The organism is Maribacter aquimarinus, assembly GCF_047345505.1.
GTDB lineage: Bacteria > Bacteroidota > Bacteroidia > Flavobacteriales > Flavobacteriaceae > Maribacter.
The window spans coordinates 22,569-44,656 of sequence record NZ_JBLFEO010000021.1 but is presented as its reverse complement, the minus strand read 5'-3'; the positions used below and the strand labels follow the sequence as shown (position 1 = coordinate 44,656).

At 52.5% G+C, this 22,088-nt stretch carries 19 protein-coding genes; 11 read left to right on the top strand and 8 right to left on the bottom strand.

The window, feature by feature from the left end; translation table 11 throughout:
- Positions 1-26: 26 nt before the first annotated feature.
- From ACKWCC_RS14325 to ACKWCC_RS14305, 5 genes are read right to left on the bottom strand one after another with little or no spacing between them, the layout of a single operon-like run.
- Positions 27-698, bottom strand: coding sequence for an ion channel (locus tag ACKWCC_RS14325; RefSeq protein WP_413996637.1), 672 nt, complete (start codon positions 696-698; stop codon positions 27-29).
- Complete coding sequence (locus ACKWCC_RS14320; RefSeq protein WP_413996636.1) at positions 695-3,814, bottom strand: efflux RND transporter permease subunit; 3,120 nt, start codon at positions 3,812-3,814, stop codon at positions 695-697. Before ACKWCC_RS14320 ends, ACKWCC_RS14325 begins: the two co-directional genes overlap by 4 nt.
- Positions 3,815-3,834: 20 nt before the next feature.
- Entirely contained in the window at positions 3,835-4,962 is a 1,128-nt protein-coding gene (locus ACKWCC_RS14315) for an efflux RND transporter periplasmic adaptor subunit (RefSeq protein ID WP_413996635.1), read from the bottom strand.
- A complete protein-coding gene (locus tag ACKWCC_RS14310; RefSeq protein ID WP_413996634.1) occupies positions 4,946-7,309 on the bottom strand; it encodes a TolC family protein in 2,364 nt (787 codons plus the stop codon). The genes ACKWCC_RS14315 and ACKWCC_RS14310 overlap by 17 nt, the downstream gene beginning before the upstream one ends.
- Before the next feature lie 6 nt (positions 7,310-7,315).
- Positions 7,316-8,560 carry a cation:proton antiporter gene (locus ACKWCC_RS14305; RefSeq protein WP_413996633.1) on the bottom strand — a complete coding sequence of 415 codons (1,245 nt, stop codon included), beginning with the start codon at positions 8,558-8,560 and terminating at the stop codon, positions 7,316-7,318.
- Positions 8,561-8,756: 196 nt separating this feature from the next.
- Here ACKWCC_RS14305 and rsgA point away from each other — a divergent pair, with 196 nt between their 5' ends.
- The 10 genes from rsgA (at position 8,757) to ACKWCC_RS14255 (ending at position 17,976) form a co-directional block, all read left to right on the top strand.
- Positions 8,757-9,707, top strand: coding sequence for a ribosome small subunit-dependent GTPase A (gene rsgA, locus ACKWCC_RS14300; RefSeq protein WP_413996632.1), 951 nt, complete (start codon positions 8,757-8,759; stop codon positions 9,705-9,707).
- A complete protein-coding gene (gene dtd / locus ACKWCC_RS14295) occupies positions 9,704-10,156 on the top strand; it encodes a D-aminoacyl-tRNA deacylase (RefSeq protein ID WP_413996631.1) in 453 nt (150 codons plus the stop codon). Before rsgA ends, dtd begins: the two co-directional genes overlap by 4 nt.
- A 4-nt stretch (positions 10,157-10,160) precedes the next feature.
- Entirely contained in the window at positions 10,161-10,487 is a 327-nt protein-coding gene (locus ACKWCC_RS14290) for a nucleotide pyrophosphohydrolase (RefSeq protein ID WP_413996630.1), read from the top strand.
- A 33-nt stretch (positions 10,488-10,520) separates the two neighbouring features.
- Entirely contained in the window at positions 10,521-11,750 is a 1,230-nt protein-coding gene (locus ACKWCC_RS14285; RefSeq protein ID WP_413996629.1) for a 3-phosphoshikimate 1-carboxyvinyltransferase, read from the top strand.
- A gap of 78 nt (positions 11,751-11,828) precedes the next feature.
- Positions 11,829-12,878 (top strand): tRNA preQ1(34) S-adenosylmethionine ribosyltransferase-isomerase QueA, encoded by a 1,050-nt coding sequence (gene queA / locus ACKWCC_RS14280; RefSeq protein WP_413996628.1) that lies wholly within the window; start codon positions 11,829-11,831, stop codon positions 12,876-12,878.
- A 104-nt stretch (positions 12,879-12,982) separates the two neighbouring features.
- The gene (rlmN, locus tag ACKWCC_RS14275; RefSeq protein ID WP_413996627.1) at positions 12,983-14,023 is read left to right on the top strand and encodes a dual-specificity RNA methyltransferase RlmN; all 1,041 of its coding nucleotides are present in this window, start codon (positions 12,983-12,985) and stop codon (positions 14,021-14,023) included.
- Positions 14,024-14,241: 218 nt separating this feature from the next.
- Positions 14,242-15,219 (top strand): polyprenyl synthetase family protein, encoded by a 978-nt coding sequence (locus tag ACKWCC_RS14270; protein ID WP_413996626.1) that lies wholly within the window; start codon positions 14,242-14,244, stop codon positions 15,217-15,219.
- Positions 15,220-15,491: 272 nt separating this feature from the next.
- Positions 15,492-16,055 carry an RNA polymerase sigma factor gene (locus ACKWCC_RS14265; protein WP_413996625.1) on the top strand — a complete coding sequence of 188 codons (564 nt, stop codon included), beginning with the start codon at positions 15,492-15,494 and terminating at the stop codon, positions 16,053-16,055.
- Entirely contained in the window at positions 16,042-16,800 is a 759-nt protein-coding gene (locus ACKWCC_RS14260) for a hypothetical protein (RefSeq protein ID WP_413996624.1), read from the top strand. Before ACKWCC_RS14265 ends, ACKWCC_RS14260 begins: the two co-directional genes overlap by 14 nt.
- A gap of 96 nt (positions 16,801-16,896) precedes the next feature.
- Complete coding sequence (locus ACKWCC_RS14255; RefSeq protein WP_413996623.1) at positions 16,897-17,976, top strand: hypothetical protein; 1,080 nt, start codon at positions 16,897-16,899, stop codon at positions 17,974-17,976.
- A gap of 85 nt (positions 17,977-18,061) precedes the next feature.
- On the opposite strand, the gene ACKWCC_RS14250 is transcribed toward ACKWCC_RS14255, so the two are convergent.
- The gene (locus ACKWCC_RS14250; protein WP_413996622.1) at positions 18,062-18,304 is read right to left on the bottom strand and encodes a zinc-ribbon domain-containing protein; all 243 of its coding nucleotides are present in this window, start codon (positions 18,302-18,304) and stop codon (positions 18,062-18,064) included.
- 69 nt (positions 18,305-18,373) lie between these two features.
- Between ACKWCC_RS14250 and dnaG the strand changes: the two genes are divergently transcribed.
- Positions 18,374-20,365: a DNA primase gene (gene dnaG, locus ACKWCC_RS14245; protein ID WP_413996621.1), complete on the top strand. Its 1,992-nt coding sequence runs from the start codon at positions 18,374-18,376 to the stop codon at positions 20,363-20,365.
- Positions 20,366-20,420: 55 nt separating this feature from the next.
- Here dnaG and ACKWCC_RS14240 read toward each other — a convergent pair whose 3' ends face one another.
- Together ACKWCC_RS14240 and nadE are read right to left on the bottom strand one after the other, a co-directional pair.
- Positions 20,421-21,050 (bottom strand): response regulator, encoded by a 630-nt coding sequence (locus ACKWCC_RS14240; RefSeq protein WP_413996620.1) that lies wholly within the window; start codon positions 21,048-21,050, stop codon positions 20,421-20,423.
- Positions 21,051-21,217: 167 nt separating this feature from the next.
- A complete protein-coding gene (nadE, locus tag ACKWCC_RS14235) occupies positions 21,218-22,006 on the bottom strand; it encodes an NAD(+) synthase (RefSeq protein ID WP_413996619.1) in 789 nt (262 codons plus the stop codon).
- Positions 22,007-22,088 lie beyond the last annotated feature (82 nt).

Below are 22,088 nucleotides of genomic sequence, written 5' to 3'. Positions count from 1 at the left end.
AAAAGGGGTGGCATGCTTCCCCCTGGCTAGACCTCTTTGCTGTGCACAATGTATTTTTCCACCACCACGGCCGTAACGATGACAATGTAAAACTGTCCCACCAGGCCACATAGCATCGTGGCTTTTTGGGCTATGGGGGTTATGGGGACAATGTCACCGTAGCCAATGGTGAGCATGGTCACATAACTATAATAAAGGAGTGCATCGGCCTTTTGGCCCAGGCCCATGTTGGCGATTAGGTTTCCGGAAAAGGAGCCCGGACTGAAAAGCTCTATGGCAAAAAAGAACAAAAAGGAAATGAGCCCCAGGGAGAGATAGGCGCTCATTAGCCCCATCATCACATTTTTGCCCACTTTTTTTGCCCGCCATACCTGCCGGATCAGCTCTATGGTCACCAGCACATAAAAAACGGTGTAGATGGCCAAGCGAACTATTTCCTGGTTGGGTTCTATGCCCAGCTTTTCAATGGCGTTGTAAACAAAGAACATGCTGCCCAGGGCCAAGAGCAGCAGGTAGCCGCGAAACATGCGCTTGCTTTTTGAGACCAGCACCACCCCGGCAATGATGTTCAATAAAAAGAACAAGTGGATCACTTTTTCCTGAAACAGGGCCGTAGGGAACAGCAGGGACCCAAAGAGCACGGCCAGAAGGGTGGTGAAGAGCAGCTCAAAACGATAGGGGTACAGGTGTCGCATCATCCGTCTTGCATCAATTTGGGATCAAAGGTGTAGTCCTTGTAATCCACCTTGTAAACGGCACTGTAAAAGGTGGGGATGAAGAGGAGGGTGATCACTGTGCCAAACAGCAGGCCGATCATGATGCTCACGGCCATGCCCTCCCACATTTCGCCACCGCTCAGATATAGGGGTATGAGTCCCAGCACCGTGGTAAAAGTGGCCAGCAATATGGGCCGGAACCGCTGTAGGCAGGCGGTGATCACGGCATCCTTTTCAGTGCGCTTCAATACCTGTTGCTCCATTTCCATCCGATCGATGAGGACAATGGCGTTGTTGATCACAATGCCCGCCAGTGAAATGACCCCCAAAAAGGGCATGAAGCCAAAGGGCTCCCCGAACAGCAACAGCCCTATGACCACACCTATGATGGCCAAGGGAATGGTGAGGCACACCATGATCATTTTTCTGAAGGAGTTGAACTGTATGATCAGCAGCAGCACAATGATAAATCCGGACAGCGGAAGATACTTGATCACAGCGCCCATGTTCTCTGCCGTGCTCTCCGCATCACCGCCCAATTTGTAATCGTACCCGTCTTCCCATTGGCCTTTCTGTTCTTCCAGCCAAGGCGTAATTTCCTGGGTGATGGCCGATGCGTTCCCGTTTTCCCGGAGTTCGCTGGAGACCACCACGGTGCGGTTGATGTCCAGGCGCTTGATCTTGCTGTATTGCCATTGCGGCACCAAACTGGCCACTTGGAGCAAGGGCACACTTTTCCCGGAGGCCTGGGAGTAGATGTTCAAGGTCTCCAAGGACTCCAGCGTTTGCTGCTGGCTGGCATCGCTCCGCATCACAATGGGGATCGACTTGTCCTCTTCACGGTACTCCCCGGTCTGGAAACCATCCAGTACCGTTTGCAGGGAGGTGGCTATGTCCTGGTTGGTGACCCCGGCAGACTGGGCACGGTTGGCATCGATTTGGATCACAAACTTTTTGCTTTTGGGCCCCCAGTCGTCCTTCACGTTCTTGGTGCCGCTTACTTGGCTCAGTTTTGTTTTGATGTCGTTGGCTATGTTCGCCAGGGCATCCGGGTCCGGGCCAAATACCTTTACCTCAATGGGGGTGCCGCCACCACCGGAGCCCAGGGCGCCTACCTTGATGTCCGCATTGGGAAAGGTGTTAAAGGCATAGGCGTCCAGTTTGGCGATCATCTCGTTGTTCATGGTAAAGTCCGAGGTGTTCACCAGCAGGTGGGCATAACTGGAATTGGCCTCGTCCGGTTGGTAGCCCAGGTCATAGGAGTCCGGCCCTTCGCCAACGTAGGCAGACCAGTCCGTGATGCCGTTGGGCCGCTCATCATTGGTCTTCAGGGAATCGATCATGTACTGCTCCAATTGCAGCACCACATCTTGTGTGGCCTCGATCTTGGTGCCCAGCGGCAGGTTAATGTCCACCGTGAGCATGTTACGGTCGCTGTCCGGGAAAAAGACAAAGGCAATTTTCCCAAAACCGTAGATGGCCAGGCAAAAGGCAATGAAGATGGAGGCCAGCACCAACCATTTATGGCTAAGCGCCTTTAAGATCAGATCTTTGTAATAGGATTTCAATAGGTTGATGGTGCGATCGATGAAACTCTCTTTTTGTGCGCCCTTGGCTTCCGTTTTTAAAAAGAGATAACAGAAAAGGGTGATCACGGTAAGGGCAATGATCCAAGAGGACAGCAGGGCCAGGGAAATGACCACGAAGATGGGTCCCACAATATCGCCCATCATGGAGTCTGCCATATAAAAGGACAGAAAAGCGGCCGAAGTGGTAAGGGTGGAGATGAGCAGGGGCGTAAAGAGTTCCGAGCAGGCCTCTATGGCAGCTTGTTTTTTGGGGACGCCCTCCTCCATTTTCACCATAATGGTCTCGGCCACCACAATGGCATTGTCCACCATCATTCCCAGGGCCATGATCAGTGCGGCAAGGGTAACCTGGTTAAGGCCCATTCCCAATAGACCCATTAACATCAGGGTCATGATCACCACTATGGGAATGAGGCTGGCAATGATGCTCCCCGATCTAAGGCCCAGGAAAACCAGCATCACCAGCAGCACAATGCCAATGGACTGCAAGAGGTTTATGACAAAGTCGTTGATCTTTACGTCTATATAGGTGTCCAAGGAGGCCTGCCGGCCCAATTCCAGGCCCACGGGAAGTTTTTGCCTCCATTTGTTGAGCACCCTGTCCACGTCCGTGCCCAGTTGAATGATATTGGAGCCATCCTTTAGGCTTACGTGCAGGGATATGGCGTCCTTGCCATTGATGCGCACTTTTTGCTTTGGCGGATCTATATAGGCCTGGGTAATGGTGGTGATGTCTCCCAGGGGCAGGAGTTGGGTGCCGTTGGCCCCAACGGGCACCAAGGTCTGCTTAATGTCTTCCAAGGAATTGAAGTTCCCCGTGGGCTCCAAAATAATGCGCTCATCGTTGAGGTTGATCTGCCCGCCACTGCTCAAGATATTGGTGGCACCGATAATGCCCCTTAACTTACTGGCCGATAGGCCGTATTCAGATAGCCTGGCGTTGTCAAACTCCACAAAGATACGTTCGTCCTGTACCCCACCGAGCTCCACTTTGGCCGCGTCGGGGAGCTTGATCAGGTCGTCCCGGATATCGTCCACGTACGCTTTCATTTCAGCGTAGGAATACCCGTCCGAGGTTAGCCCTATGACTATGCCGAAGACTTCCCCAATACCATCGTCCTTTAGGTCTGGCACCACACCGGAGGGCATTCCGTCAATAGTGCCCAATTTTCTGCGCAGGCGGTCCCATACCGCCTGCATCTCGCTGGGGGCCACCTCATCCTTGAGCTTAACCGAAATCACGGAAAGTTCGGTTCTGGAGGTGCTGCTCACTTCCTTGAGCTCGGGAAGTTCCTGCACCACTTTTTCGATCTTATCGGTGACCAACAGCTCTACCCGTTCCGGACTGGCGCCCGGGAAATAGGTGACAATGGTGGCGATCCGGATGGTAAAGGGGGGCATGCTGTCCCTGGGAAGGGACTGGTAGAGCACAATGCCCAAGATCATGATCGTGCCCAGTAGGGTAAAGGTGATCCTGTTTTTGTTTATGGAGAAGGAGGTAAGGTTCATCTGCTATTGGTTTTGTGGGGTTAGGGCAAGGAGACCTCCTGGCCGTCCAACAGGGTCTGGAGGCCGGCCGTGGCGATCTGCTGCCCTGCCTTAAGGCCCTCGATAACGGCAAAGCCCTGCGAATTCAGGTCGCCCACTTTTACCGGGTTCTTTTTTACCACTGTTTTTCCGTCCGCTTCCGTAACCAGAAAGACAAATCTGCCGTTGCTGTCCTCGCCAACCGCCTGTGCGGGAATTCTAAGGGTTTGTTGCTGCGCCCCGTTGGCCGATAGGGCAAAGGTGACACTGGCGGCCATCCCCGTCTTTATCTCCTCGGTGGGCTCCGTGAAGTTCACACGAACCGGATAGGTGGCCGTACTCGCGTCTATGGCCGGCGATAGTTCGGAGACCGTGCCCTTGAAGGTCTTGCCCTCAATGGAGGAGATGGAGATGTCCACGGGCATCTTCATCTCCACCTGGTTGATGATGCTCTCCGGCAGCCCCAGTTCAATCTGCATTTCCGTGCCCGCATTGAGTATGGCTATGGTCTGTCCGGGACTTATATTTTCGTCCACCTCGGCCGTTACCGAGGTAATGACCCCGTCTTCCGGGGCGTACAGGTAACCATAGTTGATCTGTTCCTGCTGTATGGCCACGCTCCTTTTGGCGGATTCATAACCTTGTTGGGCGTTCTTGTAGGCGTTTTTGGCAGATTCAAAATCGGTGAGCGAGGCACTGCCTTTCTCGTAGAGTACCCGAACGCGGTCCAGGGACAGTTTGGCCGTGTTCATTTGTGATTCTGCACCGTTTAGGGAAGAAACGGCCCTTTCGTAATTTAACCTCGCGGCCACGTTGTCCAGTTTGCCCAAAAGCTGTCCTTTTTTTACCCGCTGGCCCAATTTTACGTCCAGTTGGTTCAGGATGCCCGTGCTCCTAAAACTAAGGTTGATGATCTTGGCGGTTTTTGCGGTGCCGCTAAAGGTCCTTTGTTCGGCCCCTCCTGCCAAGGAAACCGTGGTGTGGGAAATGGGGCGCACCGCTTCCTTTTCCACCTTTTCCTCTCCTTGGCACCCCAGTGCCAAAAGGCCCAGGGCCAGGATGCCCAATCTTTTTAGGAAGGGGTCCCGGGACCCGCTTGTTTTTTGGATGTTCTCAATCTTGTTCTTCATAGTTCTGGTCTAGAAATTCGGTGAAGCGCCTGGCAAAGGCATCGTTTTCCTCTTGGGTGCGCAAGAGGAAATTATAGCCCATGAAGCGTTCCAGCTGTATGGTGTTCAAAAAGAAATTATAGGTGGCCCCGGCCTGGGCCAGTTGTGCCTGCAGGTAGTTGTTCTGTGCGTCTATGAGCTGTATGATGCTCACCGCTCCCTCACTGTAGGACGCCTGCACCAGTTCAAGGCTTTCCTTGGCGGCCTTCACGGACACCTCGGAGAGACGGATGTTGCTTATCTGGTTGATCACATTGAGCACGCTGGCACTCACACTGGCGGTCAGGGCCAGTTCTATGTTTTCGCGGTTCAGTTGCAACTGTTCTTGCTGGATCAGGGCCGTTTCCTTGTCTATGTTGTTCCGAAATCTGTTTAGAATGGGCAAGGAGATGTTAACGCCCACATTGTAGTTGTTTGCAGGATTGGGGTCCATGCTGCCGGTGCCCCATTGATTGAAATTTTGGTTAAAGGCCCCTTGTAGGGCCACGGTGGGAAGGAGGCGGCCATAGGCGTTGAGGTTTATGGTCCGCTTAACTGCCTTGAGGCTGTAGTCCAGGGCTTCCAGTTCCGGTGAGTTCTTTTTGGCCTCTTCGATCAAGAAATCCACAAAGGGCGCCTTGAGCAGTGGGTTGTCCAGAAGATCGGCGAGTTGGCCGTAGTTGTACCGCTCAAAGACCCCGGCCCCCAATTGGGCATCCGCAATGTCTATCTCAGTGTCCACCGGCCGGTTAAGAAGCTGGTTAATGCTTATAAAGGCCTGGTCCAGCTGGTTCACGGCCTCTATCATGGTCTGGGTGTTCTGCGCCACTTGGCTCTGAAAGCGCAGCATGTCCGATTTGCCCGCCTGCCCGGCCTCAAAATTCTGTTGGGCCAAGCGCAGGTTCTCTTTGGTGAGTTGTAGGTTCTGGTTCTGTATTTTCAGGTTCACCTTGCTCAAGAGTGCATTGAAATAAAGGTTGCTGGCCTCCAAAACACCATCCAGTTGTGCCGCGTTGTACGTGGCCACTTGGGCTTTTTGGAGGTTTTTGCTAATGTTTATGTTGGCGTTCGCAGCCTCTGAGAACAGGGTCTGGCTAAGCTGTACATTGCCGTTGGTGGCAAATTCGGGCGCCAAGGGCGCCGTGGCAATGCGCTCGTCCACGTTCCTGAAGTTGGCATTTGCCGTGAGGTTGGGGTAGTAGGTGCTGCGGGCCACTTTTATGTCCTGTTCGGTAAGCGCCACTTCCTTTTCCTCTGCCCTAAGGAATAGATTTCGTTCCAAATTGTCGTTGATGATGTCCAACAGGGTGTACGTCTTTTCTGAAAGCTGGTTGTGTATCTCTCCCAGAAAGTCGGTCTTTTCTATGAGGCTGTACCGAATGGGGAGCCCCAACTTTTGCATGGTGTTGAAGTTAATGGTAAGGCGTTCGGTAAAATCCACAAACACCTTTTGTTCCGAGAGGTGGGCACCGTTAACGAAGGCTTCAATGGTAAGGGCAATGCGCCTTAGGAGCTGCTCCATGTCCTCCGAGCTCTTATTGGTGGCCATAATGCCCAGGTCCACGTCCTTGGGGCCGCTGGCGGTAAAGGAGGCAAGGCCCGCCTCTGAGAACACCTGTCCCAGCAGGGCCACTTCCTCGTCAGTCAGAAAAAAGCCGCTGGCAAGGTACACGGCATCCAGGCCTTGCAGGTTCTCGGCAATGTCCTTGACCTCGGTGTAGGGCAAGAGGGTATAGGCCGCCCCGATCTTGGCCATGACGGGGCCCAAGGTCTCTTCCATGGGCAGGCCCCTGGCCACACCTTGTTGTACGGCAATGCCCACTTTGTTGAAATCAGAGAGTTCCTTAAGGGTGTTCAGGTCCCTTTCTATGGAGGTAACGCCCATGAGATAGGTAAGGTTCTCCACTCCGGACGTCTCCCGCTCCAGAAGAAGGGAACTGAAATCGCTATGTACGGAACCGAACAAAATGGTGGGCTTGGCATGGGTGTCCTGTTGCTGTACCACCCTATTGCCCAAAGATCCCAGAACAATGATCAGATCGGCCCTCCCGGACACCAAACGATCGTAGTTCTCACGGGCGGTGGCCATGTCAAAGTCATGGCTCAGTTGCAGCTCGTCGGGGAACAGGATAATGGCGTCTTCCCCGACCACGGCCCTTACCTCGTTCTGTAACCTTAGCATCAGTTCCCGGGAATCTTGGGTATCGGCATCCACCAGGGTGCCAATGGAGTAAGTGGCCTTGGACTGTGCCCATCCCATACTGCCCATGGCCAGGAGCAATAGAAAGAGCAGCGGGGCCGTAGTGGTTGTTTTGATCGTGTTCGCCATAGCGTGTTAAGATTTTAATGACAGTCGGTGAATCAGTTTTTCTATGGTCAGGCCTTGCACCATGATGGAGAAAATGACAATGATGTAGGTGATCACCAAAAACAGGTCCCGTTCCATGGCAGGCGCTAGGCCAAGGGCCAGGGCAATGGAAATGGCCCCCCGTAATCCGCCCCATGTCATGATCAGGTTGGTGTTGGGCTCAAAGTTCAGTCTCCTCTTAAACGCGCTTATGGGCAACATCAGGGAAAGGTACCGGCATAAGAGGGCAATGGGAATGATCAGGAGACCTGCCAAAACGTAATCCCGTTCCAGGTCCAGTACCAATAGCTCCATCCCAATGAGCACAAAAAGGAGGCTGTTGAGCAGCATGTCCATCAGCTCCCAAAACTTGTCCACATATTCCTCGGTGGTTTTGGACATCGCTTTTTGCCGCATTTTGTCGCCCCCAACAAGGAGTCCGGCCACCACCATGGCCAAGGGTGCGGAAACGTGCAGGTAGGTGGCCGCCATGGTGCCCGTCATCACCGTGGCCAGGGTAATGATCACCTCAATGTTGTAATCATCTATGCTGCGCATGAGCTGGTAAGTGGCCCATCCCAGAAAAATACCCAATAGCACGCCACCCAGTACCTCTACCAAAAAGAGTTCCAGTACGCTGCCCAGGGAAAAGGCGCTTTCGGTGTTTCCGGCCAGGCCAAAGAGGGTCAGATAGACCACAACGCCCACGCCATCGTTAAAGAGCGATTCGCCCACAATCTTTATTTCAAGGTTTTTTGGGGCACCGGCTTTTTTTAGAATGCCCAATACCGCAATGGGGTCCGTGGGAGAGATCAAGGCCCCGAAGAGCAGGCAATGGACCAGGGCCACGTTCATCCCCATAAGTCCAAAGAGCCAAAAAGTGCAGAGGCCAACGAGAAAAGTGGAGGCCAACGTGCCAAAGGTGGCAAAGGCGAGAACGGGCCAGCGTTGTTGGCTAAGCCGGTGCACATCTGTGTGCAGGGCGCCCGCAAAGAGCAAAAAACTCAGCATCACATCCAAAAGCACCACTTTAAAGTCGATCTGGGAAACAATGAATCTCTCGGCGGTGAGAAGGGAGTCGTCCAGGTAGCTCAGCAAAAATACCCCCATGGTAAACAAAATGGTGATCAAGGTGAGGCCAATGGTGGTGGGAAGTTTAATGTAGCGCGCGTTCAGGTACCCGAACATGGCGGACAGGAAGACTAAAATGCTGGCGATCAAAAAGTAGTCCATTTGCTTTTATGTGGGAAAATTATTCTAAAATCCCTTGGTACACAACGCTGGGGCCGTTTTTTTTTAAATATATGTTAACAGCAGTGCCCCCTGTCAGCGGCAGATCTGCCCCGATCCCTGCCGGGAAGGTCCGGGGCTGTGTTGAAACCAAATAATGTCGTTACTTTTGTGCAAACAACACAGTGGTACACCATTTATGCAGGGAACAGTCTATAAATCCACGGGAAGCTGGTACAGTGTCAAAGCTGAAAACGGTGAATTTTATGAGTGCCGCATAAAGGGCAAGTTCAGGATCAAGGGCATTAAGAGCACCAACCCCGTTGCTGTGGGAGACGTTGTCCATTTTAAAGTGGAGACCATTGGCGACGATACCGTGGGCATTATCCACGAGATCCGCCCCCGAAAAAACTACATTATCCGGAAATCGGTGAACCTCTCCAAGCAGACCCACATCATAGCCGCCAATCTGGATGTGGCGTTTTTGTTGGTCACCTTTCACCATCCGGTAACACATCCGCTCTTCATAGACCGTTTTTTGGCCACGGCAGAGGCGTATGACATTCCCGCCGTGCTGCTGTTCAACAAATGGGACGCATACAATGTGGATGAACGGCAACAGGTGGGGGCCATGATGGAGCAATACGGGGACATTGGCTACACCGCTCTGGGCATTTCCGCCAATACGGGCAGGAACATAGGGGAAGTCAAAGCGCTGATGCTGGGTAAGACGGCCATGTTCGCCGGGCATTCGGGTGTGGGAAAATCCACTTTGGTCAATGCCCTGGAGCCAGGGTTGGACCTAAAAACGTCTGCCATTTCCCAGCAACACCTACAGGGCCAGCACACCACCACATTTGCAGAGATGTACGATCTGGGCTTTGGGGCCCGTATCATAGACACCCCGGGGATAAAGGGCTTTGGTGTCGTGGATATGGAAAAAGGGGAGATAGGCGATTATTTCAAAGAGATATTCTTGCTCAAGGGGCAGTGCAAATTTAACGATTGCCTGCACCTTGAAGAGCCCAAATGCGCCGTTAAGGCGGCCTTGGAGACCGGCCAAATGGCCCAAAGCCGTTACCGCAGCTATGTGCAAATGGTGATGGGGGAGGATGAAAATTATCGGGTTGATCCCTACGGAGAATTATGAGAGCAGTGGTACAAAGGGTTTCGGAGGCCTCGGTGCAGGTGGAAGACCAAGTGGTATCAGCCATGGGAAACGGGGTGCTCATCTTCCTGGGCATAACCCATGAAGATACGGAGGAAGACAGCGCCTGGTTGGTGCGTAAAATTGTAAATCTGCGCATCTTCAACGACGCCCAAGGGGTTATGAACCGGTCCCTTTTGGAGGTGAACGGGGAGGCCATGGTGGTGAGTCAGTTTACCCTCTACGCCGCCACCAAAAAAGGGAACCGCCCCTCTTACATCAACGCGGCCAGGCCCAATGTGGCCCAACCCTTGTACTTGGCCTTTGTGAAGGCCCTGGAAGAGGCCCTGGCCAAAGAGGTGGGCACCGGCGTTTTTGGTGCGCAGATGCAGGTGAACCTGGTGAACGATGGCCCGGTGACCATATTGATGGATACGAATAGCAAAGAATAAGCAAATGAACATACAAAACGCACAACAGGCCGTGGATGATTGGATACAGCAGCACGGCGTCCGCTATTTTAACGAGCTTACCAATATGGCGCAGCTTACCGAGGAAGTGGGCGAGGTGGCGCGCATCATTGCCAGGCGCTATGGGGAACAGAGCGAAAAGGAAAGCGATCGGGACAAGGACCTGGGCGAGGAACTGGCAGATGTCCTCTTTGTGGTACTCTGCCTGGCCAACCAGACCGGGGTGGACCTCCAAGAGGCCTTTGACAAAAAATTGGACGTCAAGGCCAAACGGGACCATGATCGGCACCACGCCAACAAAAAGCTGAAATAGTGCTATCTTCACCCACTTTTTAAATCTTTTGTTTTGAAGCTTCACCTTTCCGGTCCCGGGCAGAACACGCTGCGGGCCAACATACGTATTACCGGTTCCAAGAGCGAGAGCAACAGGGCCTTGCTGCTGGCGGCCCGATATCCAAATTTGGCCGTTGAAAACATTTCCAACTCGGACGATGCCCAAGTGATGCAGGCCGGTCTTGGACGCACAACCGGGGTCGTGGACATACACCACGCGGGTACCGCCATGCGGTTTCTTACAGGATACTTTGCCAGTACGCCGGGTGCCCAGGTGACCCTTACCGGGTCGCAGCGCATGACCGAGCGCCCCATAAAAGTATTGGTGGATGCCCTATTGCAACTGGGAGCGGACATTTCCTACGGGCAGGAGGAAGGGTATCCGCCACTGATCATCAAGGGGCGTAAGTTGCTCAAGAACAGGGTGCATCTGCCGGCAGACATCAGCAGTCAGTACATTTCTTCCCTATTGCTCATGGCCCCGGGACTGCCCCAAGGGCTCCGGCTGGAACTAGAGGGGGAAATTACCTCCGTGCCCTACATTGAGATGACCTTGGGGCTCTTGGCCGAAATAGGCGTACCTTCCCAGTTCAAGGGAAATGCCATAACGGTGCACCCCAAAGCCGCGGTGCCCGGGAAAACCCTGGTGGTGGAGTCTGACTGGAGCTCTGCCTCCTATTTTTACAGCCTGGTGGCCCTTGCCGAGGTGGGCAGCGAAATTGTTCTTTCTTCCTACAGGGAGAAGAGCCTTCAGGGCGATCGGGTGCTGGCGGAGATCTACACCCATTTTGGGGTTCAAAGCTCCTTTGTGGGGCACTCATTGGTGCTCAGGAAAGAGCGTCCGCACAGTACGGACTCGCTGAACGTGAATCTCATAAAGGCCCCCGATATTGCACAGACCATTGCCGTGACCTGCTTTGGGCTGGGCATGCCCTGCCACCTTACCGGACTGCACACGCTCAAGATAAAGGAGACAGACAGGTTGTTGGCCCTGGACGCGGAACTGAAAAAGTTGGGCGCTCCCATTTCCGTGACCCGTACCTCCCTGACCCTAAGCCCAGCCAACGGCATAAACCGCGGGGTGGCCATAGACACCTACAATGATCACCGCATGGCGATGGCCTTTGCCCCCTTGGCCCTAAAAACGGAAATTGTCATAAACGATGCCGGCGTGGTCTCCAAGTCCTATCCCGACTTTTGGAAGGACATGCAGGCCCTCCAGATCGCCGTAAAACAATTATAATTCGTGTTTTACTTGACAACCCCCAACCGTGGATTGTATCTTTGCAGCTTTGTAAAAATCATAGCTAAACACAAATAGATGAAATTATCGCACTTCAATTTTGAGCTTCCCAAAGAACTGTTGGCAGAGTATCCGTCCGAGCATAGGGACGAGGCCCGGCTTATGGTGATCCACAGGGAAACGGGAAAAATCGAGCACAAAATGTTCAAGGACATGATCGACTATTTTGATGAGGGCGATGTCATGGTGCTGAACAATACCAAGGTTTTTCCGGCCCGGCTCTATGGAAACAAGGAAAAGACCGGGGCCCGGATCGAAGTGTTTCTCCTAAGGGAGCTCAATGAGGAGCAGCGCCTTTGGGACGTTTTGGTAGATCCCGCCCGTAAGATAAGAATTGGCAACAAGCTCTATTTTGGCGAGGACGAGGCCCTGGTGGCAGAGGTCATAGACAATACCACATCCAGGGGCCGTACCCTGCGATTCCTTTATGATGGGGCGTACATAGATTTTAGGCGCAAACTCAGGGAGCTGGGACAGACCCCGCTTCCCAAGTACATCAAAAGGGACGTGGAACCAGAGGATGAGCAGCGCTACCAAACCATCTATGCCAAGCATGACGGGGCCGTGGCCGCACCCACGGCAGGGATGCACTTTTCCAAGCATCTGCTGAAGCGTTTGGAAATTAAGGGCATTGACTTTGCAGAGCTTACCCTGCACATAGGTCTGGGCACCTTTAATCCCGTGGAGGTAGAGGACCTGTCCAAGCACAAGATGGACAGCGAGGAACTGGTGATCGATGAAAAGGCCACGGAGATCGTGAACAATGCAAAGAAGAACAAAAAGCGTATCTGCGCCGTGGGCACCACGGTCATGCGCGGCCTGGAGAGCGCCGTGTCTTCCAGCCATATGCTCAATACCTACGAAGGGTGGACCAATAAGTTCATTTTCCCCCCTTATGAGTTCAGCATTGCCAATGCCATGATCACCAATTTTCATTTGCCAAAATCCACCCTGCTTATGATGATCTCTGCCTTTATGGGCCATGATCTTATGAAAAAGGCGTACAAAGAGGCCATTTTGGAGCAATACAAGTTCTATTCCTACGGGGATGCCATGCTGATCATTTAAGGTTTGGCCCTGGTTTGCCGCACGGCACCCATGTTGGAAACAAAAAAAACAGAAATCCCTCTGATACCGTAGTTGTGGCAAGAGGGATTTTTATTGAAGGAAAGATGACGGTTAAAAAGAAGGATGTCAGGGCACTGACCAAGGAACAGCTACGGCAGTTTTTTGTGGACAAAGGCGAAAAGCCCTTTCGTGGCAACCAGGTCCATGAATGGCTCTGGCAGAAGTCTGCACATTCCTTTGACGGGATGACCAACCTTTCCCTCTCCGCACGCACCATGCTACAAGAGCACTTTGTGATCAACCACATCAAGGTAGATCAGATGCAGCGCAGCAGCGATGGCACCATTAAAAACGCGGTGCGCCTCCATGACGATCTGGTGGTGGAGTCCGTTCTCATTCCCACCAAGACCAGGACAACCGCCTGTGTGTCCAGTCAGGTGGGCTGCAGCCTGGACTGCACCTTTTGCGCCACATCGCGCCTAAAGCGCATGCGCAACTTAAACCCGGACGAAATCTATGACCAGGTGGTGGCCATGGACAATGAAAGCCGGCTCTATTTTGATCGGCCCTTGAGCAACATTGTCTTTATGGGCATGGGAGAGCCCCTCATGAACTATAACAATGTGCTCAAGGCCATAGACAAGATCACCTCTCCCGAGGGTTTGGGCATGTCTCCCAAGCGCATCACGGTCTCCACCTCTGGGGTGCCCAAATTGATCAAGCGCATGGCCGATGAGCAGGTGCGCTTTAAGTTGGCGGTTTCCCTGCATTCGGCCATAGATGCCATCAGGACTTCCATCATGCCCTTTAACGCCACCTTTACCTTGGCAGACCTGCGAGAGGCCCTGATCTACTGGTACGCCAAGACCAAGAGCCGCATTACCTATGAATATGTGGTCTGGGAAGGCATAAACGATACCCAAAAAGACGTGGATGCCCTGGTGGCCTTTTGCCGCTTTGCCCCGTCCAAGGTAAACCTCATAGAGTACAACCCCATAGATGATGGGAAGTTTAAACAGGCGGGCAATGCGGCCCTGCAGATGTACCAGCGCACCTTGGAGGCCAATGACATCACCGTTACCGTGCGCCGGAGCAGGGGCAAGGACATTGATGCTGCTTGCGGACAGTTGGCCAACAAATCCTAGGATGGCGGCAGGTTACCGGACAGCGCCGTCAGGGCAGTGCCCCATTTCAAGGGGAACTTTGCCATCGTAAGTTCTTTGTTGGGCTGTGCCACATGAACCCATTGCGGGGGCTGCAGTGGGCAGTTGCGCCGCCACAAGGGCACTTTGGGCCGATATCCTGTTTGGGTACACGGTTTACTGCTTGCTTTTCGTTAAATTTGAACCCAAAGCCCCATAGGTTGAAAATAGTAGCCCAAATCAAAGAGCCGGTTGCCGCGGAAATGGATCTTTTTGAGACCAAGTTCCGGGAGTCCATGACCTCAAGGGTGGCCCTGCTTAACCGAATTACCCACTACATTGTAAACCGTAAGGGCAAGCAGATGCGGCCCATGTTCGTTTTTCTCACGGCCAAGCTCCTCAATGAGGGCAGCGTTAACGAGCGGACCTACCGGGGCGCCTCGGTCATTGAATTGATCCACACGGCCACCCTGGTGCATGACGATGTGGTGGACGAGAGCAACAAGCGAAGGGGCTTTTTCTCCATAAACGCGCTCTGGAAAAACAAAATTGCCGTTTTGGTGGGAGACTATCTGCTTTCCAAAGGGCTCTTGCTCTCCATAGACCATGGCGATTTTGATCTGCTCCGTATTATCTCGGTGGCGGTTCGGGAGATGAGCGAGGGCGAGCTGCTCCAAATAGAGAAGGCCCGGCGGTTGGACATTACCGAGGAGGTCTATTACGACATTATACGCCAAAAGACCGCTACCCTGATCGCCGCCTGTTGTGCCCTGGGGGCCTGCTCCGTAAAACCGGACACCCCGGCGGTGGAGACCTTTAGAAAATTTGGGGAACGCTGCGGAATGGCGTTTCAGATCAAGGACGATCTGTTCGACTATGGCAACGAGCGCATTGGCAAGCCCACCGGTATCGATATCAAGGAACAAAAAATGACCCTACCGCTCATTTATGCCCTCAACAACTGCTCTGCAAAAGAAAAGAAATGGGTCATCAACTCCATCAAAAACCATAACAAGGACAAGAAAAGGGTCAAGGAGGTCATTGCCTTTGTAAAGGAGAAGGGCGGCCTGGAGTATGCCGTACAAAAAATGTTGACCTATAGGGACAGCGCCCTGGAGCTCTTAAAAGACTATCCCGATTCCCAATACAGGAGTGCCCTGGAGCTCATGGTGAACTACGTGGTGGAACGGAAGAACTAGGTGCCATAAATCGGTTTGCGTTGGTGGCCATACGCCAAGTGGCGCAACTTTGCTCCAATGAACCTTGAACCTTACTTGCCCATCCAAGGGGCAGCACGGCTTGGGCATCTTTTCCGGTACAGAAGGGACACGGATGGCCTTTAATGGGACGTTTTTCCCAGCTTGCCGCACATCTTCCTTGGGATTCCGTTCTTTTTTACCTTTTTTTTGACGTTCCGGGCAACTATCTTGTCGCCTACTGCGTCTATTTAAATGGAAGACCTTAAAAGACCGTGAAGATCATACCCTTTTATACCAGCGAGAAGCAGCTCATAAAGAAAGCGGTGGCCGGCCGTGCAGATGCCCAGGAACGTTTGTACCGCGCCCATGCGCCCAAGATGTTGGGGGTTTGCCGCCAGTATGTAAAGGATGTGCATTTTGCGGAGGATGTGATGGTGCAGGGCTTTTTAAAGGTGTTCTCCCAGCTGCACACCTTTAGGTTTCAGGGCAGCTTTGAGGGTTGGGTACGGCGCATCATGGTGCGGGAGAGCATCTCCTATTTAAGAAAGCAGCAGTTTGTGGTCTATGATGACGATCTGTGCCAGCAGCAGGGGACCGTAGGCACGGATGCGGTGTCCGATCTGGACACGGAGCACATTCAACTCCTAATAGATGCCCTTCCACAGGGTTATAAGGCGGTTTTTGTGCTCTATACCGTGGAAGGCTATAAGCACCACGAAATTGCGGAATTGCTGCAAATCTCCGAAAGCACCTCCAAAACACAGTTGCTAAAGGCCAGGAGGACGCTACAGGAACAGTTGAAAAAACAAAACATCATTGGCTATGGAACCAAATAAATTTGAGGAGTACATAAAATCCAAATTGGAAGATAGGGAAATCCAGCCATCTCCGGAGGCTTGGGAACGCATTGCCGCGGGCATGGGCTCCGGTTCGGACGGGAAAGGGAGCGGCCATTGGCGGTGGGGCCTCGCCGCCTCGATCGCTGCCGTACTGGTCCTGGCGCTGTACCTGTGGCCTACGGAAGGGGAGCGGCCCATTGCCACGGAAACACAGGTGGTGGAGGTGCCCGTGAGATCACAGGATGTGCCGGCACGGCCCGGCGGTGCCCCCTCATTGGAGCAGGAGGGGCAGGCTTTGGAACAACAGGGCAAAAGGGATAATGCCATTGCCGTTGCGCCCGTTAAAGAGGGCGCTTCCCATGTAGGGGATACCGTTGGGAAACGGGATGCGATAGAGGAAGCGCTGGTATTGGAGGGCGCGATCGGCGCGCCCAACGCCCTGCCCTTGCCCCAACGGCCCCAGGAAGCCCTCATTATGGAAAAAATAGACCAGGTGGCGGCCCAAGTGGCCCTGTTGGAGCGCAACGGTGCCGTTACGGATGCCGAGGTGGACTCCCTACTGCGCCTGGCCCAAATGGAAATTCTCAGCAACCGGGCCCTGGGGCCGGAACGCTCCGTGGATGCCATGGCCCTGCTTACCGAGGTGGAGGAAGAACTGGACCGGTCTTACAGAGACCAAATTTTTGAATCCCTCAAATCAGGATTCTTGAAAATGCGCACGGCCGTTGCCGATCGGCAATAAAAAGACGTGTTCCAAAAGCGATGCACCCTTCCCATCAAATGGTGCACAGAGGAGTTTATTCATCAAATCAATCATCAATTTAAAATCGATCAAGACATGAAAACTGTATTTTTTTACCTGCTCACCCTTTTTTTGTTGTTCCTTTCCCAACACCTTGTGGCCCAAGAAGAGGGGGGAGAACCATTGGCCCTATTGGAAAAGCAAAAACAGAACATCATAAAACAGGAAAAAGAGGCCCTGAAAATAGAGGTGGAGGAAATAAACAAACGTTTGGAAAAGGGCAGCATTACCATGGAAAAGGCCCAGGAACTGAAAAAGGCCGCCGCTGAAAAGCGGGCCCTGAACATTGAGGACAGGGTTGCCATCATAGACAATAGGATACGGCTCTTGAACCGGAATGGAAGCAATGTGCTGGAGCTGGACACCTTGGGAAATCTACCAAGAATTCAAATTGATTGGGGCTCTGACGATGGTGGCGACCGCCTTTTTGGAATGAAGATGGAGAACATCAACAAGAACAAAAAAGTGAAGTACGATCGGCGCACCTATTCCGATTTTGTTTGGGCCGCTGGCCTCAACAACGCCATCATAGACGGCCGGTCCCTCCAGGACACGCCCTATAAAGTGGGCGGCAGCCGTTTCTTTGAGATGGGCTGGCAGTGGCGTACCCGGGTGTTTAAAAACTCCAATTTTTTGAGACTCAATTATGGGGTGTCCTTCCAGTTCAACGGGCTAAAGCCCAAGGACAACCAATATTTTGTGATCGATGCCGATGGGCAAGCGCAATTGGAAGAATTCTCCTTTGATCTGGACAAATCCAAATTTCGCACGGACAACCTGGTCTTTCCCGTGCACTTTGAATTTGGCCCCTCCAAGAAGCGCCAGACCGACGAATCCATTCGCTACTCCCTGAGCAATCAGTTCAGGTTTGGGCTGGGCGGCTACGGCGGCATCAATTTGGGCGCGCGGCAAAAATTGAAGTACGATCGCAATGGAGACAAGGTAAAGGACAAGTTAAAACGCGGCTACAACACCAATGATTTTGTTTATGGGCTAAGTGCCTATGCCGGTTTTGACAGTATCTTGCTCTACCTGAAGTACGATCTAAACCCCATTTTTGGAAATGCCGAGGTGGCGCAGCGCAATGTTTCGCTAGGGCTGCGGTTCGATCTGTAGGGCAGGCCCTTGAGTGCATGCAAAAAGGATTCGTCTGCACCGGGCGGATCTTTTTTGTTCCGTCCCATCAAGGGCCGCATCGCTTTCAATGCCCCAATTCGCGCAGCATGGCCTCGCTGAACTCTTCTTGGAAATACACCCGTTTGCAATGGCTGCACTCCGCGGCACTTTTTTTGGAGATCTTGAACAGTTTTATCCAAAAAAGGTGAAAATAGTTGCTGTGGCGCGAGAGCATCAAGGTGCCGGTTTGGCCGCAATGGGGGCAGGGTGCATGCCGCATGGGCCTCTGTTCTGTCTTTCCGGGCCTGGTGCCAAAAAAAAGAATCATTTTTATAGTACTTTTGATGATGGAAGGTACACAAAAAACCAATGGCCCCAAAAGGGGGCACCATACCGTATGATCGCAAAGACCACCATTGATCTAGTTTATGAGACGGCCCGTTTGGAGGAGGTGATCGGCGATTTTGTGCAGCTGAAGAAATCCGGTTCCAACTTTAAGGGCCTGAGCCCCTTTACCGATGAGCGCACGCCCAGCTTCATGGTGTCTCCCGTAAAACAGATCTGGAAGGACTTTAGCAGTGGCAAGGGGGGCAACGTGGTGGCCTTTCTCATGGAACATGAGCATTTCAGTTATCCGGAGGCCATTAAGTACCTGGCCAAAAAGTACAACATAGAGGTAGAGGAGACCGAGCAGACCAATGAACAAAAAGAGCAGGCCAATGAGCGCGAGAGCATGTACCTGGTGTCCGAGTATGCCCAGCAGTATTTTGCGGACATGCTATGGACCTCGGAGCTGGGCAAGGCCATAGGGCTCACGTATTTCAAGGAACGCGGGTTTACGGAGGCCACCACTAAAAAGTTTGGTCTGGGCTATTGCCTGGACCAGTGGGACGGCTTTACCAAAGCGGCACTGGAGGCAGCCTACCAACTTACCTACTTGGAGAAAACGGGCCTCACCATTGTAAAGGAGCAGGACGGCTCTGGTGCCACCAAAACCTTTGATCGCTTCAAGGGCAGGGTCATGTTTCCCATACACTCCATGAGCGGTAGGGTATTGGGCTTTGGTGGCAGGATCCTGGGAAACGACAAGAAGGCGGCCAAATACCTAAACTCCCCGGAGAGCGATATCTACCACAAGAGCAAGGTGCTGTACGGCATTTACTTTGCCAAGCAGGCCATTGCCAAGGAGGACAATTGTTATCTGGTGGAGGGCTATACCGATGTGATCCAGTTTTTTCAGCGTGGTGTGCAGAACGTGGTGAGCAGCAGTGGCACGGCCCTGACCCCGGAACAGATACGCCTTGTTAGCCGGCTCACCAAGAACATTACCGTGCTCTTTGATGGCGATGCGGCCGGACTAAGGGCCTCGTTGCGGGGCATAGACCTCATATTGGAACAGGGCATGAACGTTAAGATCTGTACCTTTCCCGAGGGCGAGGACCCCGATAGTTTTGCCAAGAACAATTCCCTGGATGAGCTGCGCGAATATTTAGAGAAAAATGCCAAGGATTTTATACAGTTCAAGGCCTCCCTGCTGGTGCAAGAGGCCAATAACGATCCCATAAAAAGGGCAGAGACCGTACGGGACATTGTGAACAGTATTGCCAAGATACCCGATGCCATAAAGCGTGAGATCTACGTACAGGAATGTGCGCAGATCATGAACATGACCGAGGCAGTACTGTTCAGCACCTTGGCTCAGATCACCAAAAAAGACCTGGCCAATGCCAAAAAAGAGCAACAAAAGGAGCAGAAGGCCTTTGATGTGGTCAAGAACGAGGCCGTGGCCGATAAGGTCGATGTGCAGTACCTTCTGGAACGCAAGATCATAGAGCTGTTGTTGTTGTACGGCAACCGCAAGGAAACCTTTGAGGACTTGGTGCTCAAGGAAAATGAGGCCGGCGAGTTGGTTTTGGAACCTGAGGAAATGGAGGCCAAGGTGTACGAGAAGGTGTATCTGGACCTTCAGGAAGACGAGATCGAGCTATCCAATACCGCTTTCAAGGAACTGTACCACAAAATAATGGACAAACTGAACACCTCGGCCCCTGATGATTCCTTTAGCATCAAGGGCTTTCTGGCGGAGCTGGACCAAGAGAGCATGACAGAGGCGTCTTCCATATTGATGGAAGAGGAACGCTATGTGTTGCATGACTGGGAACGGAAGGATATCTACCCGAAGCAAAAAGAAGTGGGCGTGGCCCAATTGGTGGGCGAGACCATACTCACCCTGCGCTGTAATCTCATTAAAGGCAGAATAGCCCAGCTACAGCAGGCCACACAAGAAGAAAAGGAGGATGTGGGCAATACCGAGATCTTGGAGGAGATCATGAACTATCTGCAGCTGAACAAATTGCTCAATGCCAAGTTGAACCGCGTACTGTCTTAAAAAAAAAACCTGCACGTTTCGGTGCAGGTTCCCATTTGATCGATATAAAACTGGGCTAGTAAAGCTCCAAGGCCTTGGCCTGTTGCAGGAGGTCCACCATATTGTCCACGTTGAGTTTCTTCATGAGGCGCGCCTTGTAGGTGCTCACGGTTTTTTCGTTCAGGTTAAGGCCCTGCGCCACTTCTTTGTTTCTTTTTCCGCTGGCCAGGAGCTTTAGCACCTCCACCTCACGCGTGGAGAGCTTTCTAAAGAACCTTCTGGGTTTCTTGGTGCCCTCGTCAAAGGCCAACCGTTGGGCCAGTTCATTGGTAATGAACATGCTGCCCTCACTCACTTTTTTAACGGCGGTGAGAATGTAGTCCACATCCGATGATTTTGAAAGGTAACCGAAGGCACCCGCACGGATGGCGCTCAGGGCATACACATCTTCGGACTGCCCGCTGTACATCAATACCTTTACATTGGGATGTTCTTTTTTGATCCTGCGCAGTGCCGCAATGCCATTGATGTCGGGAATGTCCATTTCCAACATCACCACATCCGGGGTCGTTTTTTCCAATACTTCAAAAAGCGCGTCCGTGGTGGAGACATCGTCCATTAACTCGAACCCTTCGGCGGTTTCCAAGACACTCCTAACACCCATTCTTACAATGGGGTGGTTGTCCGCTATCAAGACTTTAATCATAATTGTTTGGTTTTGGCCTTCCCGAGCACAATGTATGTCTATAAAGACTTACACGCAAAGTAAGGGTAATTATTGTAATTAAGAAGACAAAGATGGATTTATTTTAATAAAAACAGGTTTTTGTGGGTAAAAATTCGATTTATCTACCTGATTGATAGTTGAGTGGTTCATTTTAACGCTTCCGGAATGGTGCAAATGGGTATGGGAAGCATTTTATGCTGGTTCAAGGTATTCAATTTTTTATAGATGGCAAACACCGTTTTCTCCCTACCGGTAAAATCCTCGGCGGTCTTTCCGGCGTCGGCCATGCCCATGGCCCATTCCAGTTCCGGATAGCTGGCGCCGATCTGATCTTCGTCCGTACGGTTGTCTCCCCAAAGGCCGTCAGTGGGGGCCGCTTCCAAAATTTCCCTGTTCACCCCCAGGTGTTGCGCCAGTTGGCGCACTTCTGTCTTCATCAGGTCCGCAATGGGGCTCAGGTCCACGCCCCCATCCCCGTACTTGGTGTAGAAGCCCACGCCAAAGTCTTCCACCTTATTGCCGGTTCCCGCCACAAGGTAGCGGTGCAGGGCGGCAAAATAGTACAGGGTGGTCATCCGGAGTCGGGCACGGGTATTGGCCAAGGACATGAAGCGATCCTCCTCCTTCTCCACGGGCGGGAAGGCCGCCACCAAGGTGTCAAAGACCGGGGTGAGTTCCACGGACAGTCTGTTCACCTGGGAAAATTGCCCCTGTAGCCAATCTATATGGCGCGATGCCCTGCTAGCTTGGTTCGCGGCCTGGTGTATGGGCATTTCCAGGCACAACAGTTCCAGGCCCGTCTTGGCGCAAAGGGTAGAGGTGAGTGCAGAGTCTATGCCCCCTGAAACGCCTATGACAAAGCCCTTTTGTTTGGCGTTCACGGCGTAGTCCCTTAACCACGCTACAATGTGCTCAATAACCTTTTCCGTCTTCATTGGGGTTTGGATATTTAATAAATGAATTAACTTTGCCCTAAAAATAAACCTAGCCCTTGAATAATAAAAACATATTTGGACT